This window comes from Serratia sarumanii (genome assembly GCF_029962605.1).
Classification (GTDB): domain Bacteria; phylum Pseudomonadota; class Gammaproteobacteria; order Enterobacterales; family Enterobacteriaceae; genus Serratia; species Serratia sarumanii.
Window position 1 is genome coordinate 1,296,275 of sequence record NZ_CP124750.1, and the last position, 17,135, is coordinate 1,313,409.

Here is a 17,135-nt window from a genome sequence, read left to right on the forward strand (position 1 = left end):
GACAGTATATCCACAATATTTAAACTGGCGACACTTTTTCGTTTTGGAGACGCCATGATGACCGATCGCATTCACTGGACAGTAGGGCAAGCCCAGGCCCTGTTTGATAAACCGCTGCTTGAACTGCTGTTCGAAGCGCAAACCATACACCGCCAGCACTTTGACCCGCGTCAGGTGCAGGTCAGCACGCTGCTGTCGATCAAGACCGGCGCTTGCCCGGAAGACTGCAAATACTGCCCGCAAAGCTCGCGCTACAAGACCGGCCTGGAGGCGGAGCGGTTGATGCAGGTCGAGCAGGTGCTGGAATCGGCACGCAAGGCCAAAGCGAACGGCTCGACCCGTTTTTGCATGGGCGCGGCGTGGAAGAACCCGCACGAGCGCGATATGCCTTATCTGCAGCAGATGGTGCAGGGCGTGAAAGCGATGGGCATGGAAACCTGCATGACGCTGGGCACGCTGGATGGCACTCAGGCCGAGCGGCTGGCGGAGGCCGGGCTGGATTACTACAACCATAACCTCGACACCTCGCCGGAGTTCTACGGCAGCATCATCACCACCCGCAGCTACCAGGAACGCCTGGATACGCTCGACAAAGTGCGCGACGCCGGCATTAAAGTGTGCTCCGGCGGCATCGTCGGGCTGGGAGAAACAGTGCGTGACCGCGCCGGGCTGCTGGTGCAGCTGGCCAATCTGCCGAAGCCGCCGGAGAGCGTGCCGATCAACATGTTGGTGAAGGTGAAAGGCACGCCGCTGGCGGATAACGACGACGTCGATCCGTTCGATTTCATCCGCACCATCGCGGTGGCGCGCATCATGATGCCGTCTTCTTATGTCCGCCTTTCCGCCGGCCGTGAACAGATGAACGAACAGACGCAGGCGATGTGCTTTATGGCCGGCGCCAACTCGATCTTCTACGGCTGCAAGCTGCTGACCACGCCGAACCCGGAAGAAGACAAAGACCTGCAGCTGTTCCGCAAGCTGGGGCTGAACCCGCAGCAGACCGCCACCGAACACGGCGACAACCAGCAACAGCAGGCGCTGGCTAAGCAACTGCTGACCGCCGATACCGCCGAGTTTTACAACGCGGCGCTGTGATGAGCTGGCAACAACGCATTGAGCAGGCGCTGGCAGAGCGGCGCCTCAACGCCGCCTACCGTCGGCGACAGACCACCGAGGGCGGCAATGGCCGCCAGATTCGGCTCGGCGATCGTCTCTACCTGAATTTCTCCGGCAACGACTACCTGGGGCTGAGCCAGGACGCGCGGGTGATCGCCGCCTGGCAGCAGGGCGCGCAGCGCTACGGCGTCGGCAGCGGCGGTTCCGGCCACGTCACCGGCTTTAGCGCGGCGCATCAGGCGCTGGAGGAGCAACTGGCGGCGTGGCTCGGCTATCCGCGCGCGCTGCTGTTCATCTCCGGTTACGCCGCCAACCAGGCGGTGCTGGCGGCGTTGATGCAAAAGGGCGATCGCATTTTGGCCGATCGCCTCAGCCACGCCTCGCTGCTGGAGGCGGCGGCGCAATCGCCGGCCGAGCTGCGCCGCTTCCAGCACAATCAGCCGCAGGCGCTGGCGGATCTGTTGGCCAAACCCTGCGACGGGCAGCGGCTGGCGGTGACCGAAGGGGTGTTCAGCATGGACGGCGACGGCGCACCGTTGGCGGAACTGCATCGCCTAACCCGCGCGGCGGGCGCCTGGCTGATGGTGGACGATGCCCACGGCGTCGGCGTGCGCGGCGAGCAAGGCCGCGGCAGCTGCTGGCAGCAGGACGTGCGCCCTGAACTGCTGGTGGCGACCTTCGGCAAGGCGTTCGGCGTCAGCGGCGCGGCGGTGCTGTGCGATGAGGCGACCGCCGAGTATCTGCTGCAGTTCGCCCGCCATCTGATTTACAGCACCGCGATGCCGCCGGCGCAGGCCTGCGCACTGCAGGCGGCGCTGGCCTGCATTCGAGAGGGCGATGAACTACGCGCCCGGCTGCGGGACAACATCCGCCGTTTCCGCCAGGGCGCCGCGCCGCTGGCGCTGACCCTGACGGACTCCGACACCGCCATCCAGCCGCTGCTGGTGGGGGACAATCAACGCGCGCTCGATCTGGCGACCCGCCTGCGCGAGCGCGGGCTGTGGGTGAGCGCCATCCGCCCGCCGACGGTACCGCCGGGCGGCGCGCGGCTGCGCATCACCCTGACGGCGGCGCATCAGCCGCAGGACATCGATCGCCTGCTGGAGGTATTGCATGACGTCAGCCAATGACGCGGTGAACAAACAGGCGGTCGCTTCGGCCTTCAGCCGCGCCGCCGGCAGCTACGACGCCGCCGCCGCGCTGCAGCGTGACGTTGGCGAGCGCTTACTGGGGATGGGGAGTGCCCATCCGGGTGAACGGCTGCTGGATGCCGGCTGCGGCACCGGCTATTTCAGCCGCCTGTGGCGCGAGCGCGGCAAGCAGGTGACCGCGCTCGATCTGGCGCCGGGCATGCTGGATGTCGCCCGTCAACGGCAGGCGGCGCACCATTATTTGCTGGGCGATATCGAACAGGTGCCGTTGCCCGATGCGGCGATGGACATCTGTTTCAGCAGCCTGGTGGTGCAGTGGTGCAGCGATCTGCCCGCCGCGTTGGCGGAGCTGTACCGCGTGACCCGCCCCGGCGGCGCGATCCTGTTTTCCACGCTGGCGGCGGGCTCGCTGCAGGAACTGGGGGATGCCTGGCAACAGGTGGACGGCGAGCGCCACGTGAACGCCTTTCTGCCGCTGGCGCAGATCCGCGCCGCCTGTGCTGGCTATCGACACGAGCTGGTCACGGAGTTGCGCACCCTGAACTATCCGGACGTGATGACGCTGATGCGTTCGCTCAAGGGCATCGGGGCCACGCATCTGCATCAGGGGCGCGAGGGCGGCCTGATGTCGCGCGGCCGTCTCGCCGCGCTGCAGGCGGCTTACCCGTGCCGGCGGGGGCAGTTCCCGCTCAGCTATCATCTGGCTTATGGAGTGATTTATCGTGATTAAACGTTGGTTCGTAACCGGCACCGACACCGAAGTGGGGAAAACCGTCGCCAGCAGCGCCTTGCTGCAGGCCGCCAACCGGGCGGGCTACCGCAGCGCCGGGTATAAGCCGGTGGCTTCCGGCAGCGAGATGACCGCCGAGGGACTGCGCAACGGCGACGCGCTGGCGCTGCAGGCCAACAGCGGCGTGGCGCTCAGCTACGATGAAGTGAACCCTTACGCTTTTGCCGAACCCACCTCGCCGCATATCGTCAGCGCCGATGAAGGCCAGCCGATCGACGCGGCGCGGCTGTCTGACGGCCTGCGCCGGCTGGAGCAGCGCGCCGACTGGGTGCTGGTCGAGGGCGCGGGCGGGTGGTTTACCCCGCTATCGGCGGAGTACACCTTCGCCGACTGGGTGCAGCAGGAGCAACTGCCGGTGATCCTGGTGGTGGGCATCAAACTGGGTTGCATCAACCACGCGGTGCTGACGGCGCAGGCGGTGCAGCAGGCCGGGCTGACGCTGGCCGGTTGGATCGCCAACGACGTGGCGCCGCCGGGGCGAAGGCATCAGGAATACCTGGCCACGCTGCGCCGCATGCTGCCGGCGCCGCTGCTGGGCGAAATCCCGCACCTGCCGCAGGCCGAACGGGCGCCGCTGGGGCAGTATCTGGATATCAGCCTGCTATAAACTCTCAATGAGGGGGGCTTCTCTCCCTCATCCTTCTTCTTGCCCTGCCAACCCGGCGCCGATCAGCGCCTCATCCAGCTGCGCCAGCGCGCCGTGCGCCACCGTGCGCCCGCTATCCAACAGGCAGAAGCGATCCGCCACCCGGCGCACGAACGGCAGCTGATGCTCCACCAGTAAAATGGTCATGCCCAGTTCGCGGTTGAGCCGGCGGATCACGTTGCCGATGTCGGCGGCGATCGAGGGCGGTACACCCGCCGTCGGTTCGTCGAGGATCAGCAGAGCCGGCTCCTGGGCCAGCGCCCGACCGATCGCCAGCTGGCGCTGAGCGCCCACGCACAGATCGCCGGCGCGGCGCGCGCGCATCTGGCGCAAATGGGGAAACAGGCTGTAGATCAGCGGCGGAATACGGCGAGGGGCGCCGCGCCCGGCCATTTGCGCCACCTGCAGATTCTCCTCCACGCTCAACTGCGAGAAGAGCTGCCGCCCTTGGGGTACGTGGCTGATGCCCAGCGCGGCGCGGCGCTCCATCGGCTGCAGCAGCAGGTTTTGCGGCGGCTGATCCGCCGGCTGCCAGGTCATGCTGCCGCTCACCACCGGCACATGCCCCATGATGCAGTTGACCAGCGTGGTCTTGCCCACCCCGTTGCGCCCGAGCAGGACGGTGCACTGGCCGCGCGGCAGCTCCAGGTTGATGTCCCACAGGGTGTGGTTCTGCCCGTAAAATTGATTGACCGATCTCAGGCTCAGCATTTGGCATTCTCCTCATAGACGCTCGTTTCACTCGTTGGCGGGGGCTGCAAAGGCCGCATGAGCGGCGAATTTCCCGAGTGTGGCAATGTCTGGAACAAAATGCCGTCCGTCCGAGGAGCCAGAGCCAGGTCTGCGGTGGACGGAATGACAGTCAATATGTCGTTAAAAACGACGCTTGTGACGACTTGGTGTCGTTCTTGCGTTTTTACGGGCGATAACGCCGCGGCGGTGAAACTTCGCGGCCGGCAGCGCATCATGCTGCCGCACCGCATTTATACGCAGGAAGACAAAGCAACTCCCAGGCCAATTTTTGCCGCCGGGTGAAAACGGGGGATTGTTATCGCCTTGTTAACCGCACGTCAGGCCTGACGCGCGCTGCCGTGACGGCCTGAAAATACGCGGGCAAGTTAACCCGGACGTTTTTTGCACTCTTGTGGTGCTGTTCGGTGTGGGCATGGTGCAAGGCATTGCGCCGCCGTCAAGAGCGATCCACGTGAAAGGAGCCAATGCGATTTTGGCAATGGGGATTTTTAGTATTAATCGGCATAAACAAAGCGATATTTTTATGAAAAAATAACTAAAAAAGGCATTTTGGCCAGTGTAAAGGGCGAAAAGCTTTCTTTCTGTAACTCCCGCCCCGGGCGGGGCGGTGAGAGTTATCCACTATTCCTGTGGATAACCTTGTGTATTAGATTTAGAAAAACGCTGTAAAGCGAGAGCGGACGCGGGTTCTGTTCGCTTTGCCCGCATTCTCGTCTTTTTATTAAAGTAATTAATTATCAATAATTTAATTAAAATCAAGACGCGAGGGTATTGATCAGGTCTCTATGTATGATTTTTCGACGCGGTGCTATCAATAAGTTAATTCGCGGCAAGTTCTGGGGATAAATCTGTTATTGACAATAAAAATGTCACCGGACTGTAACGCCACGGTGCAACGGCGTTGCCGCGGCATCGGGCGCAGCGACGAATCCGCTTGAAGCTGGTTTTATATCCAGTATCATGGGCACTGGCGCAAATCGCCGACACTTTCCATAATTAGGGGCCATGCCCGGCGCAGAGTCGGCTGGCCGCCTGAGCGCGCGCATCTCCACAGGGTAGCCGAGCAATGAGTAAACTTTTCAAACTGCATTCAGAGTTCAAACCGGCCGGCGATCAGCCGGAAGCCATCCGCAAGCTGGAAGAGGGGCTGGAAGACGGCCTGGCGCACCAGACGTTGCTGGGGGTCACCGGTTCGGGCAAGACATTCACCATCGCCAACGTGATAGCCGATCTGAATCGGCCGACCATGGTGCTGGCGCCGAACAAGACGCTGGCGGCGCAGCTGTACGGCGAGATGAAAGAGTTTTTCCCGGAGAATGCGGTGGAATACTTCGTCTCCTACTACGACTACTACCAGCCGGAAGCCTACGTGCCCAGCTCCGATACCTTCATTGAAAAAGACGCTTCGGTGAACGAGCACATCGAGCAGATGCGCCTTTCCGCCACCAAGGCGCTGCTGGAGCGGCGCGACGTGGTGGTGGTGGCGTCGGTGTCGGCGATCTACGGCCTGGGCGATCCGGATCTTTACCTGAAGATGATGCTGCACCTGACCCAGGGGATGATCATCGATCAGCGATCCATTTTGCGCCGCCTGGCGGAGCTGCAATATTCCCGCAACGATCAGGCCTTCCAGCGCGCTACCTTCCGCGTGCGCGGCGAGGTGATCGACATTTACCCGGCGGAGTCGGACGAGCTGGCGCTGCGCGTCGAGCTGTTCGACGAAGAAGTGGAGCGGCTGTCGCTGTTCGATCCGCTGACCGGGCAGATCGAGCAGGTGGTGCCGCGCTTTACCATCTACCCGAAATCGCACTACGTGACGCCGCGCGAGCGGATCATGCAAGCGATGGAAGAGATCAAGGTCGATCTGGCGGACCGCCGCAAGGTGCTGCTGGCCAACAACAAGCTGCTGGAAGAGCAGCGCCTGACGCAGCGCACCCAGTTCGATCTGGAGATGATGAACGAGCTGGGCTACTGCTCGGGCATCGAAAACTACTCGCGCTACCTGTCCGGGCGCGCCGAGGGCGAGCCGCCGCCGACGCTGTTCGACTACCTGCCGGCGGACGGCCTGCTGGTGGTCGACGAATCCCACGTCACCATTCCGCAGATCGGCGCGATGTTCAAGGGCGACCGCGCGCGCAAGGAAACGCTGGTGGAGTACGGCTTCCGCCTGCCGTCGGCGCTGGACAACCGCCCGCTGCGCTTCGAGGAGTTCGAGGCGCTGGCGCCGCAGACCATCTATGTCTCCGCGACGCCGGGCAAATACGAGCTGGAGAAATCCGGCGGCGATCTGATCGATCAGGTGGTGCGGCCGACCGGGCTGCTGGATCCGATCGTGGAGGTGCGGCCGGTCGCCACCCAGGTGGACGATCTGCTCTCCGAGATCCGCAAGCGAGCGGCGATCAACGAGCGCGTGCTGGTGACCACCCTGACCAAACGCATGGCGGAAGACCTGACCGAATACCTGGAAGAGCATGGCGAGCGCGTGCGGTACCTGCACTCGGACATCGATACCGTGGAACGGGTCGAAATCATCCGTGACCTGCGTCTGGGCGAGTTCGACGTGCTGGTGGGCATCAACCTGCTGCGTGAGGGGCTCGACATGCCTGAGGTGTCGCTGGTGGCGATTCTGGACGCCGACAAGGAAGGTTTCCTGCGTTCCGAGCGTTCGCTGATCCAGACCATCGGACGCGCGGCGCGTAACCTGAACGGCAAGGCGATCCTGTATGGCGATCGCATCACCGATTCGATGGCCAAGGCGATCGGTGAAACCGAGCGGCGCCGCGCCAAGCAGCAGGCCTACAACGAAGCCAACGGCATCGTGCCGCAGGGGCTGAACAAGAAGATCGGCGACATTCTGCAGATCGGCCAGCCGGTCAACCGCGCCAAGAGCAAAGGCAAGGGCAAGGCGGCGGACGGCGGCGCTTCGCTGCAGAACCTTACGCCGAAAGCGCTGGATCAGAAAATCCGCGATCTGGAAGCGCAAATGTACACCCACGCGCAAAACCTGGAGTTCGAGCAGGCGGCTGCGCTGCGCGACCAGATCCACCAGCTGCGCGAGCAGTTTATTGCGATTTCCTGACCGTTGGATGGCGCCCGCGCGGCGGGCGTCGAAATTCCTTGTCGGCCGCGTCAAAGCTGTTAAGGTGTGCGGCCCGATTTGACCACGAAGAGTACCGAACATGAGCCAACACCAGTCCAAAGACCCGCTGCACGGCGTGACGCTGGAGCAACTGCTGAATAAGCTGGTGGATCACTACGGTTGGTCCGAGCTGGGCGCACGCATTCGCATCAACTGCTTCCGCAGCGATCCGAGCATCAAGTCCAGCCTGAAGTTTTTGCGTCGCACGCCCTGGGCGCGCAAAGAGGTGGAAGATCTGTATATCGATATGGTCAGCCATCCCGCCCCAGCCAGCGATAATCCCTGGCTGCGCGGGCGAGACGGTTAAATTCGGTCAGCGGCGGGCGGCCAGCGCCACCAGCGCCAGATCCAGCGCCTGGCGCAGCAGCTGGCGATCGTGTCTGTAGGGGATGTCGCTCGCTTCCAGCGGCTGTTGAATCACCACCCGATCCTGCACTTCACTGGCGTCTACCGCCGGGCCGACGATCAGCGCATCGATCATCCGGCGGCCAATCTTCTCTTCCATCAGCGTCAGCTTATCCTGTAGCGACAGCGCCGCGGCGGCCACGCTCAGCTCGCGGCCGAGGTTGCCGATATAGATCATGCTGGCGCTGCTGCGGCGCAGCGCCTGGGTGAGATCGTCCAGCAGCAGCAGCGGCATCAGGCTGGTGAGGAAACTGCCCGGCCCGATCAGGATCACGTCGGCCTGCGCGATGGCGTCCAGCGCTTCGCGCGTGGCGCTGACCGGCGGCGACAGCATCAGCTCCTGCGGCATATGGGCCAGCTGATCGACATTCACTTCACCGTAAACGTGATTGCCTTCGTGATCGTGCGCCATCAAATCCACCGGCTGTTCCGACATCGGGATCAGCGCCGCGTCCACCTTCAGCAGGCTGCGCACCAGGTTGATCGCTTCCAGCGGGCGCACGCTCAGGTGATCCAGCGCTTTCAGCATCAGGTTGCCGAGGTTGTGGCCGGCCAGTTCGCCGTTGCCGCTGAAGCGGTATTCGAACATCGCCGAGGCGACGCTCGGTTCGGTGATCAGCTGGTTGAGACAGTTACGGGTATCGCCCCAGGCAATGCCGCCTTCCGAACGGCGGATGCGGCCGGTGGAACCGCCGTTGTCGGTGGTGGTGACGATGCCGGTCAGGCGGGAGCCTAAGGACGACAGGGCCGACATCACACGGCCCAGGCCGTGTCCGCCGCCTAACGCCACCACGCGGTCGAGATCGGCCAGGGTACGATTACGCATAAATTTCCTTACAAAGGGGCTGAACTGCCCGCATAAGGTAACGGATCCGGCATAAAAACGCGATATACCCGTCATCCTTGAAGTTGCCTCTGTGTTGGCTGCATTTAGTTACGTGGCCCGTCCATGGGCCACGCCCCTTCAGGGCCGCTGCAAGCAGCGTTCAAATCTGCTCCCGGCAGATTTGTCACCCCAGTCACTTACCTAAGTAAGCTCCTGGGGACTGATGAGCCTCGTCCTGAGGCCCCCCCTTCGGGCCAGCGCAAGCGCTGTTCAAATCGGTTCCCGACCGATTTGTCCCGCTCTTGCCGTCGGGAGGCAACTCCAATTATTTAGGGCATAAAGAGTGTCATTTGCGTGATTCCGGTCAATTCGTCCGCGCAAGTGATGTTTATCATGGTTTACCAGAATACGCGGCGTCTAAAAACGCTGTATAGACAATTATATAGCGAATTTACGCGTTGGCTATCGTTGCCGATTAGCGCTAGAATTCTGCTGAAAACCACGGTTTCGTTCCGGCTACTCAAGGTAGCGGGAAGAGAAATCAAACTCCTAGCCCCTGCGCCTACGTTGTTCATCCGGAACGATATGGCGCCTGGGCCGTGGCGAAGTCAGCCACCAGGGTGCAGAGGGGAAACGCTCGCATCTCCCGACTTTGGAAAGGTGTTATGGTGCCGCAACTCATTGATGCTTATGAGCGCAAGTTCTATTACCTGCGCTTGTCGATCACCGACGTGTGCAACTTTCGTTGCACCTATTGTCTGCCCGACGGCTACAAGCCGAGCGGCAGCCCGAAAAGCTTCCTGTCGCTGGATGAAATCCGCCGCGTCAGCCGCGCGTTCGCCGAACTGGGCACCGAAAAGGTGCGCCTGACCGGCGGCGAGCCTTCGCTGCGCCGCGATTTTACCGAGATCATCGCCGCCGTGCGGGAAAACCCGGCCATCCGTACCCTGGCGGTCACCACCAACGGCTACCGTCTGGCGCGCGACGTCGCCGCCTGGCGTGACGCCGGTCTGACGGCGATCAACGTCAGCATCGACAGCCTGGATCCCCGCCAGTTTCACGCCATCACCGGCCAGGACAAGTTCCGCCAGGTGATGGACGGCATCGACGCCGCCTTCAGCGCCGGTTTCAGCAAGGTCAAGGTCAACGCAGTGCTGATGCGCGACGTTAACCACCAGCAGCTCGGCGCCTTTCTCGCCTGGATCAAGGACCGGCCTATCCAGCTGCGCTTTATCGAACTGATGGAAACCGGCGAGGGCGGCGAGCTGTTTCGCAAACACCACGTTTCCGGCGAAGTGATTCGCCTGCAGTTGGAGCAGCAGGGCTGGCAGCGCCAGGCACGCGGCCGCAGCGACGGCCCGGCGCAGGTGTTCAGCCACCCGGACTACCAGGGCGAGGTGGGGCTTATCATGCCGTATGAAAAAGACTTCTGCGCCAGCTGTAACCGGCTGCGCGTTTCTTCCATCGGCAATCTGCACCTGTGCCTGTTCGGCGAGCAGGGGGTGCCCCTGCGCGATCTGCTGGCCGAGGACGGCCAGCTCGACGCGCTGAAGGCGCGCATCCAGAGCGGGCTGCTGAGCAAGAAGCAGACCCATTTCCTGCATCAGGGCAACAGCGGGATCACCCAGAACCTGTCGTTTATCGGCGGCTGACAGCCAATAGGAGCCTATTGAACCATGAGCCATGCGAGCAGCGAGTTTATTGCGGCGCATATCGCCATCCTGACCGTCTCCGACAGCCGCGGCGCGGCGGAAGACACCTCCGGCCACTATCTGCAGGAAGCGGCGCAGGAAGCCGGCCATCAGGTGGTGGATCGCGCCATCGTCAAAGATGACATTTACCAGATCCGCGCGCGGGTTTCCGCCTGGATCGCCGATGACAACGTGCAGGCGGTGCTGATCACCGGCGGCACCGGTTTTACCGCCCGCGACAACACGCCGGAAGCGCTGCTGCCGCTGTTCGACAGAGAGGTGGAAGGGTTCGGTGAACTGTTCCGCATGGTGTCGTACGAAGAGATCGGCACCGCGACGATCCAGTCGCGCGCGCTGGCCGGCCTGGCCAACCGCACGGTGATCTTCGCCATGCCGGGCTCCACCCGCGCCTGCCGCACCGCCTGGGAGCGGATTATCGAAGAGCAGTTGGACGCGCGCCATCGCCCGTGCAACTTCCAGCCCCACTTGAAGAAGCCCTGAGTCATGACACAGCTAACCCACATTAACGCCGCCGGCGAAGCCCATATGGTTGACGTTTCCGCCAAGGCCGAAACGGTGCGTGAAGCGCGCGCCGAAGCCTTCGTCGAGATGCTGCCCGCCACGCTGGCGATGATCGTCGACGGCAGCCATCACAAGGGCGACGTGTTCGCCACGGCGCGCATCGCCGGCATTCAGGCGGCCAAACGCACCTGGGAGCTGATCCCGCTGTGCCACCCGCTGATGCTGAGCAAGGTCGAAGTGCAGCTGGAGGCGCAAACGCAGCACAGCCGGGTGCGCATCGAAACCTGCTGCCGGCTGACCGGCAAAACCGGCGTCGAGATGGAGGCGCTGACCGCCGCCTCGGTGGCGGCATTGACCATTTATGACATGTGCAAAGCGGTACAGAAAGACATGGTGATCGGCCCGGTGCGCCTGCTGGCGAAAAGCGGCGGCAAATCCGGCGATTTTAAGGTGAACGTATGATCGATATTCTTTTCTTCGCGCAGGTGCGCGAACTGGTGGGCACCGGCGGCCTGTCGATGCCGGCGGATTACCCGACCGTCGAGGCGTTGCGCCAGGCGCTGTGCGCGCGCGGCGATCGTTGGGCGCTGGCGCTGGAGTCCGGCAAGCTGTTGGCGGCGGTCAATCAGTCGCTGGTGGCGGCGGACCATCCGCTGCGCGCCGGCGATGAAGTGGCCTTCTTCCCGCCGGTCACCGGGGGGTAAGCATGGAAAATACCCGCATTCGCGTGGGCGAAGCGCCGTTCAACGTCGGCGACGAGTACCAGTGGCTGGCGCAGTGCGACGCCGATGGCGCGGTGGTGACCTTCACCGGCAAGGTGCGCAACCATAATCTGGGTGACGACGTCAGCGCGCTGACGCTGGAACACTATCCCGGCATGACCGAGAAGGCGCTGGCGGAGATCGTGGCCGAGGCGCGCAGCCGTTGGCCGCTGCAGCGGGTGACGGTGATCCACCGCGTCGGCGCGCTGTATCCCGGCGACGAGATCGTGTTCGTCGGCGTGACCGGCGCGCACCGCAGCATGGCGTTCGCCGCCAGCGAGTTCATCATGGACTACCTGAAGACCCGCGCGCCGTTCTGGAAGCGCGAAGCCACCGGCCAGGGCGATCGTTGGGTGGACGCTCGCGACAGCGATCGCGAGGCCGCGCAGCGCTGGCACGACGCGGCTAAATAACGCGTCAACAGCGGAAACAAATCAAGACCTTTGCCGCTTTCGCCCGGCATATTCTGTGGTACGCTTATAGCAGGCGAAGCCCCGTTCGCGGGGCTTCGGAATCTTGTTTACAACGCAAAAGGTAACCGTCATGGACCGATATCCACGCTCTAATGGTTCAATCGTCGAACGTGCCAACAGCGGCATTCAGGCCTACATGGCGCAGGTTTACGGCTGGATGACCTGCGGTCTGCTGCTGACGGCGTTCGTTTCCTGGTATGCGGCCAACACGCCCGCGATCCTCAACTTCATCTTCTCCAGCCAGATCACCTTCTTCGGCCTGATCATCGCTCAACTGGCGCTGGTGTTCGTGATCTCCGGCATGGTCAACCGCCTGAGCGGCGCGGTGGCCACTTCGCTGTTCATGCTGTACTCGGCGCTGACCGGGCTGACGCTGTCGAGCATCTTCATTGCCTACACCTACAGCTCGATCGCCAGCACCTTCGTGGTCACCGCCGGCATGTTCGGCGCCATGAGCCTGTATGGCTACACCACCAAGCGAGATCTGAGCGGCTTCGGCAGCATGCTGTTCATGGCGCTGATCGGCATCGTGCTGGCCTCGCTGGTGAACATCTGGCTGAAAAGCACCGCGCTGATGTGGGCGATCACCTACATCGGGGTGGTGGTGTTCGTCGGCCTGACCGCGTACGACACGCAAAAACTCAAGGCGATGGGCGAGCAGCTGAACGCCGATGATAAAGACAGCTTCCGCAAGTACGCCATCGTCGGCGCGCTGACGCTGTATCTCGATTTCATCAACCTGTTCCTGATGTTGTTGCGTATCTTCGGCAACCGCCGCTAAATCCGTGGTCTTTCAAGCAGCAGCTTGAAATCCACAGGACTTACCAGGCTCTGCATGTGACATGCAGAGCCTTTTTTATGCGATCTTGCGGCGGAACAGCGCGTAGGCGGCGCTGCCGGTGGTGGCGGTGATCACCAGCAGCGGCCACAGGCTGTGCCAGATGATGTTGAAACTGGCGTCCTTCAGGTAGATCTGCTTGGTGATGTCGGTGAAGTGGCGTATCGGGTTAACCCAGGTCAGATCCTGCAGCCACACCGGCATATTCTCTACCGGCGAGACGTAACCCGAGAGCAGGATCGCCGGCATCATGAACACGAACACGCCGATGAACGCCTGCTGCTGAGTGGCGCACAGCGACGAGATCAGCAGGCCGAAACCGACCAGCGACAGCCCGTAGATCAGCATGGTGGCATAGAACAGCAGCAGCGATCCGGCGAACGGGATCTGATACAGGAAGATGCCGATCAGCAGCACGATGCTGGCCTGGAAGCTGGCGACGATCAGCGCCGGCACCGCCTTGCCGATAAAGATCTGCCAGGTGGTGAGCGGCGAGACCAGCAGCTGTTCCAGCGTGCCCTGTTCGCGTTCGCGCGCCACCGACAGCGAGGTGACGATCAGCACGCCGATGGTGGTGATCATGGCGATCAGCGACGGCACCACGAACCATTTGTAGTCCAGATTCGGGTTATACCAGTTGCGCACCACCAGCTCGCTGTTGTTGGGTTTAGCGCGGTTGCCGAGCAGCTCGTTCTGATATTCCTGCACGATCTGCTGCACGTAGTTGGCGGCGATCTGCGCGCTGTTGGAGTTGCGCCCGTCGAGCAGCAGCTGCAGCGGCGCGGTGTTGCCGGTGGCGATATCGCGCGAGAACTGCGCCGGGAAGCGGATCAGCAGCAGCGCCCGCTGGTTGTCGATGGTGGTCTTTATCTCCTGCGGGCTGCGCAGCAGCAGCACGTGTTGAAAGGCCTTGGCCTTGGCGAAGCGCTGGGTCAGCTCTACCGAGGCCTGGCCGCTGTCCTCGCTGTAGACCGCGATGGTGGCGTTGGTGACTTCCAGCGTCGCGGCGAACGGGAACAGCAGCACCTGCAGGATCACCGGCATGATTAAAATGGCGCGGGTTTGCGGATCGCGCAGCAGCGCCTGCATTTCCTTGATGATGAGCGTCAACAGACGATGAAACATCGCTTTTCTCCTCAATCCAGCCGGCGCTGGGTTTTCCAGGCCGTCAGGCCGATGAACACCACCGCGGAAGCGATCAGGAACAGCAGATTGATCAGCAGCACGGTGCCGACGTTGCCCGCCAGGAACAGCGTTTGCAGCGTGCTGACGAAGTAGCGCGCCGGAATGATGTAGGTCACCGCGCGCACAATGGCCGGCATGCTGTCGATCTGGAAGATGAAGCCGGACAGCATGATCGACGGCAGGAAGGCGGCGTTCAGCGCCACCATCGCCGCATTGAACTGATTGCGGGTGAGGGTGGAGATCAGCAGGCCCATGCCGAGGGTGCTGGCGAGGAACAGGCTGCTGATCAGCAGCAGGATCAGCAGCGAGCCGCGATAGGGCACGCCGAGCACCCACACCGCCACCGCCATGCACAGCGCCATGGCGGCCATGCCGAGGAAGTAATAAGGGATCAGCTTGGAGAGCAGCAGCTCGCTGCGCGTCACCTGGGTGGACAGCAGAGCCTCCATGGTGCCGCGCTCCCATTCGCGGGCGATCACCAGCGAGGTGAGGATGGCACCGATCACCGTCATGATGATGGTGATGGCGCCGGGAATGATGTAGTGCCGGCTGATGGCCGCCGGGTTGAACCAGTAGCGCATCTGCACGTCAATCAGCGGCTTGTCGCTGTTACCCCGATCGGCGGCGCGCTGTTGCTGCCAAACTTGCCATACGCCCTGGGCGTAACCCTGCACGAAGTTGGCGGTGTTCGGCTCGCTGCCGTCGGTGATCACCTGGATTGGGGCGCTGTCGTGCGGGCGCGCCATGCGCTGGTCGAAATCCACCGGGATCACCACCAGGCCGCGGATCGTGCCGGCCTGCATCTGCTGGATCAGCCGTTGGCGGTTGTCGCTGATGGTCGGTTCGATATAGGGCGAACCGGCGAAGGCGTGGGCCAGATCGCGCGCGTCTTCGCTCTGCTGCTCCATCAGAATGCCCAGATGCAGCTTGCTGGAGTCCAGGTTGATGCCGTAGCCGAAGATAAACAGCAGCATCAGCGGGATGACGAAGGCGATCAGGCCGCTGCTGGGATCGCGCAGTATCTGCCGCGTTTCCTTCAGGCACAGCGCGCGCAGCCGGCGCCAGGAGAAGCCGCCGTCGTCGATTGGGGTGCGGTTATCGCTCACCGTGATTCCTCCTCATCGTAGCCCTGCACCAGCTCGATAAACGCCTGCTCCATCGAGGGGTTGGGATTGTCGTCGCGCGCCACCTGCTGTTTGAGATCGTCCGGCGTGCCGGCGGCGATGATCTTGCCGCGGTACACCAGGCCGATGCGGTCGCAGTACTCCGCCTCGTCCATAAAGTGGGTGGTCACCATCACCGTGACGCCCTTGTCGACCATGCCGTTGATGTGCAACCAGAACTCGCGCCGCGTCAGCGGATCGACGCCGGAAGTCGGTTCGTCGAGGAACAGGATATCCGGTTCGTGCATCAGCGCGCAGGCCAGCGCCAGGCGCTGTTTGAAGCCGAGCGGCAGCGCGTCCGGCGTCTGATCGAGGATCGGCGCGAAGTTGAAGGCGCGCGACATCTCGTCGATTTTGTCGCGCTGCGCCTTGCCGCCCAGGCCGTAGACGCCGGAGAAGAACTTCAGGTTTTGCGCCACCGTCAGGTTGCCGTACAGCGAGAATTTTTGCGCCATGTAGCCGAGCCGCTGGCGCGCCTTGCCGGAGCTGGTCTTGAGATCCATCCCCAGCACCAGCGCCTTGCCGCTGGAGGGGATCAGCAGGCCGCACATCATTTTGAAGGTGGTGGACTTGCCGGCGCCGTTCGGCCCGAGTAGGCCGAAAATTTCGCCGCGCCGCACCTGGAAATCAACGTGATCGGTAGCGGCGAAGTCGCCGAATTTTTTGGTCAGCTGCACCGCTTCGATCACCGTTTCACCGCTTGCGCCGTTGACGGTCGGCATGATCTCCGCCAGCGCCGAGCGGTGGTTGGGGCCGCCGCCGAGCAGATCGATAAACGCATCCTCGAAGCGCGGATCCGCTTCGTCCAGTTCGGCCTCCGGCAGATCCAGCGCCTGCAGCAGCTGCCGGTGATCTTCGCCTTCCTTCAGGATCAGGCGCAGATACTTGCCCTGGATCACCCCGTCGGTGACCGCCGGCAGGCAGATCGCCCGCTGCAGCAGCGATCGATGGCTGCCGGGGGGCGCGGCGATCAACACCGTGCGCCCGGCCATACGGCGGGTCAGCGCCTGCGGCGCGCCGCTGAACAGCAGCTCGCCCTCGTTGAGCAGCAGCACTTCGCGGCACTGTTCGGCCTCATCGAGATAAGACGTGCTCCACAGGATCAGCATGCCGTCGTTGGCCAGCTCGTGCACCATGCGCCACAGCTCGCGGCGCGAGATCGGATCGACGCCGACGCCCGGCTCATCCAGCAACAGCACCTGAGGTTCGCCCAGCAGCGTGCAGGCCAGGCCCAGCTTTTGCTTCATGCCGCCGGACAGCTTGCCCGCCAGGCGCTCGGTGAAGCGGGTCAGATCGGTGAATTTCAACAGCCGCTCGAAGGTCTGGCGGCGAAGATCGCCGGTGACGCCGCGCAGATCGGCATACAGCGTCAGGTTCTCCATCACCGTCAGATCCTCATACAGCCCGAACTTCTGCGGCATGTAACCGAGGATCGCGTGCAGTTGACGATCCTGCGCGATCGGATCCAGCCCGGCGACCCGCAGTTTGCCGCTGCTGGGCTGCAGCAGCCCGGCCAGCATGCGCAGCAGGGTGGTTTTGCCGGCGCCGTCCGGGCCGACCAGCCCGATCACCGCGCCGCTGCGCAGGGTGGTGGTCAGGCTGGCGACCGCCGGTTTCTCAAGCGACGGGAAGCGCTTCTCCAGCCCTTCCAGCTCAATGGTGTGCGCCTGTTCCAT

18 protein-coding genes and 1 riboswitch are annotated in these 17,135 nt (G+C 63.0%); of the genes, 13 read left to right on the forward strand and 5 right to left on the reverse strand.

Features of this window, described 5'->3' with window-relative positions; all coding sequences use genetic code 11:
• The first annotated feature begins 57 nt into the window (after nt 1-57).
• Genes bioB through bioD form a run of 4 tightly spaced genes read left to right on the forward strand, consistent with a single transcriptional unit; the run spans nt 58 to nt 3,664 of the window.
• Entirely contained in the window at nt 58-1,095 is a 1,038-nt protein-coding gene (gene bioB, locus SSARUM_RS06140) for a biotin synthase BioB (RefSeq protein WP_060430584.1), read from the forward strand.
• A complete protein-coding gene (gene bioF, locus SSARUM_RS06145; RefSeq protein WP_060429688.1) occupies nt 1,095-2,246 on the forward strand; it encodes an 8-amino-7-oxononanoate synthase in 1,152 nt (383 codons plus the stop codon). Before bioB ends, bioF begins: the two co-directional genes overlap by 1 nt.
• A complete protein-coding gene (gene bioC / locus SSARUM_RS06150) occupies nt 2,230-2,997 on the forward strand; it encodes a malonyl-ACP O-methyltransferase BioC (RefSeq protein WP_033637500.1) in 768 nt (255 codons plus the stop codon). Before bioF ends, bioC begins: the two co-directional genes overlap by 17 nt.
• Nucleotides 2,990-3,664, forward strand: a complete 675-nt coding sequence (gene bioD, locus SSARUM_RS06155) for a dethiobiotin synthase (protein WP_060429689.1) — start codon at nt 2,990-2,992, stop codon at nt 3,662-3,664. Before bioC ends, bioD begins: the two co-directional genes overlap by 8 nt.
• 27 nt (nt 3,665-3,691) lie before the next feature.
• Here bioD and SSARUM_RS06160 read toward each other — a convergent pair whose 3' ends face one another.
• Entirely contained in the window at nt 3,692-4,414 is a 723-nt protein-coding gene (locus tag SSARUM_RS06160; protein ID WP_033647117.1) for an ATP-binding cassette domain-containing protein, read from the reverse strand.
• Between the two features lie 144 nt (nt 4,415-4,558).
• Here SSARUM_RS06160 and SSARUM_RS06165 point away from each other — a divergent pair, with 144 nt between their 5' ends.
• The 3 genes from SSARUM_RS06165 (at nt 4,559) to SSARUM_RS06175 (ending at nt 7,902) form a co-directional block, all read left to right on the forward strand.
• Nucleotides 4,559-4,738, forward strand: coding sequence for a hypothetical protein (locus SSARUM_RS06165; RefSeq protein ID WP_130042688.1), 180 nt, complete (start codon nt 4,559-4,561; stop codon nt 4,736-4,738).
• Nucleotides 4,739-5,522: 784 nt separating this feature from the next.
• Nucleotides 5,523-7,535, forward strand: a complete 2,013-nt coding sequence (gene uvrB / locus SSARUM_RS06170) for an excinuclease ABC subunit UvrB (protein ID WP_033647115.1) — start codon at nt 5,523-5,525, stop codon at nt 7,533-7,535.
• 100 nt (nt 7,536-7,635) lie between these two features.
• Entirely contained in the window at nt 7,636-7,902 is a 267-nt protein-coding gene (locus SSARUM_RS06175) for a VF530 family protein (protein ID WP_004939783.1), read from the forward strand.
• Between the two features lie 6 nt (nt 7,903-7,908).
• Here SSARUM_RS06175 and SSARUM_RS06180 read toward each other — a convergent pair whose 3' ends face one another.
• The gene (locus tag SSARUM_RS06180) at nt 7,909-8,826 is read right to left on the reverse strand and encodes a gluconeogenesis factor YvcK family protein (RefSeq protein WP_060429691.1); all 918 of its coding nucleotides are present in this window, start codon (nt 8,824-8,826) and stop codon (nt 7,909-7,911) included.
• A gap of 534 nt (nt 8,827-9,360) precedes the next feature.
• Nucleotides 9,361-9,505, forward strand: a riboswitch (molybdenum cofactor riboswitch).
• Here SSARUM_RS06180 and moaA point away from each other — a divergent pair.
• The 6 genes from moaA (at nt 9,492) to SSARUM_RS06210 (ending at nt 13,054) form a co-directional block, all read left to right on the forward strand.
• Complete coding sequence (gene moaA, locus SSARUM_RS06185; RefSeq protein ID WP_041033959.1) at nt 9,492-10,478, forward strand: GTP 3',8-cyclase MoaA; 987 nt, start codon at nt 9,492-9,494, stop codon at nt 10,476-10,478. It overlaps the preceding riboswitch by 14 nt.
• Nucleotides 10,479-10,502: 24 nt before the next feature.
• Nucleotides 10,503-11,018: a molybdenum cofactor biosynthesis protein B gene (gene moaB, locus SSARUM_RS06190; protein ID WP_033637505.1), complete on the forward strand. Its 516-nt coding sequence runs from the start codon at nt 10,503-10,505 to the stop codon at nt 11,016-11,018.
• Between the two features lie 3 nt (nt 11,019-11,021).
• The gene (gene moaC / locus SSARUM_RS06195; protein ID WP_033637506.1) at nt 11,022-11,501 is read left to right on the forward strand and encodes a cyclic pyranopterin monophosphate synthase MoaC; all 480 of its coding nucleotides are present in this window, start codon (nt 11,022-11,024) and stop codon (nt 11,499-11,501) included.
• A complete protein-coding gene (gene moaD / locus SSARUM_RS06200) occupies nt 11,498-11,743 on the forward strand; it encodes a molybdopterin synthase sulfur carrier subunit (RefSeq protein ID WP_019453985.1) in 246 nt (81 codons plus the stop codon). The genes moaC and moaD overlap by 4 nt, the downstream gene beginning before the upstream one ends.
• A gap of 2 nt (nt 11,744-11,745) precedes the next feature.
• Entirely contained in the window at nt 11,746-12,213 is a 468-nt protein-coding gene (gene moaE / locus SSARUM_RS06205; RefSeq protein WP_004939764.1) for a molybdopterin synthase catalytic subunit MoaE, read from the forward strand.
• Nucleotides 12,214-12,343: 130 nt separating this feature from the next.
• On the forward strand, nt 12,344-13,054 hold the full coding sequence (locus SSARUM_RS06210; protein WP_033637508.1) for a Bax inhibitor-1/YccA family protein: 711 nt from the start codon (nt 12,344-12,346) through the stop codon (nt 13,052-13,054).
• Nucleotides 13,055-13,129: 75 nt separating this feature from the next.
• Here the strand turns inward: SSARUM_RS06210 and SSARUM_RS06215 are convergent, their stop codons facing one another.
• From SSARUM_RS06215 to SSARUM_RS06225, 3 genes are read right to left on the reverse strand one after another with little or no spacing between them, the layout of a single operon-like run.
• Nucleotides 13,130-14,236, reverse strand: coding sequence for an ABC transporter permease (locus SSARUM_RS06215; RefSeq protein WP_060429693.1), 1,107 nt, complete (start codon nt 14,234-14,236; stop codon nt 13,130-13,132).
• 11 nt (nt 14,237-14,247) lie between these two features.
• A complete protein-coding gene (locus SSARUM_RS06220) occupies nt 14,248-15,402 on the reverse strand; it encodes an ABC transporter permease (RefSeq protein WP_033637510.1) in 1,155 nt (384 codons plus the stop codon).
• Nucleotides 15,399-17,135 (reverse strand): ATP-binding cassette domain-containing protein, encoded by a 1,737-nt coding sequence (locus SSARUM_RS06225; protein ID WP_033647113.1) that lies wholly within the window; start codon nt 17,133-17,135, stop codon nt 15,399-15,401. Before SSARUM_RS06225 ends, SSARUM_RS06220 begins: the two co-directional genes overlap by 4 nt.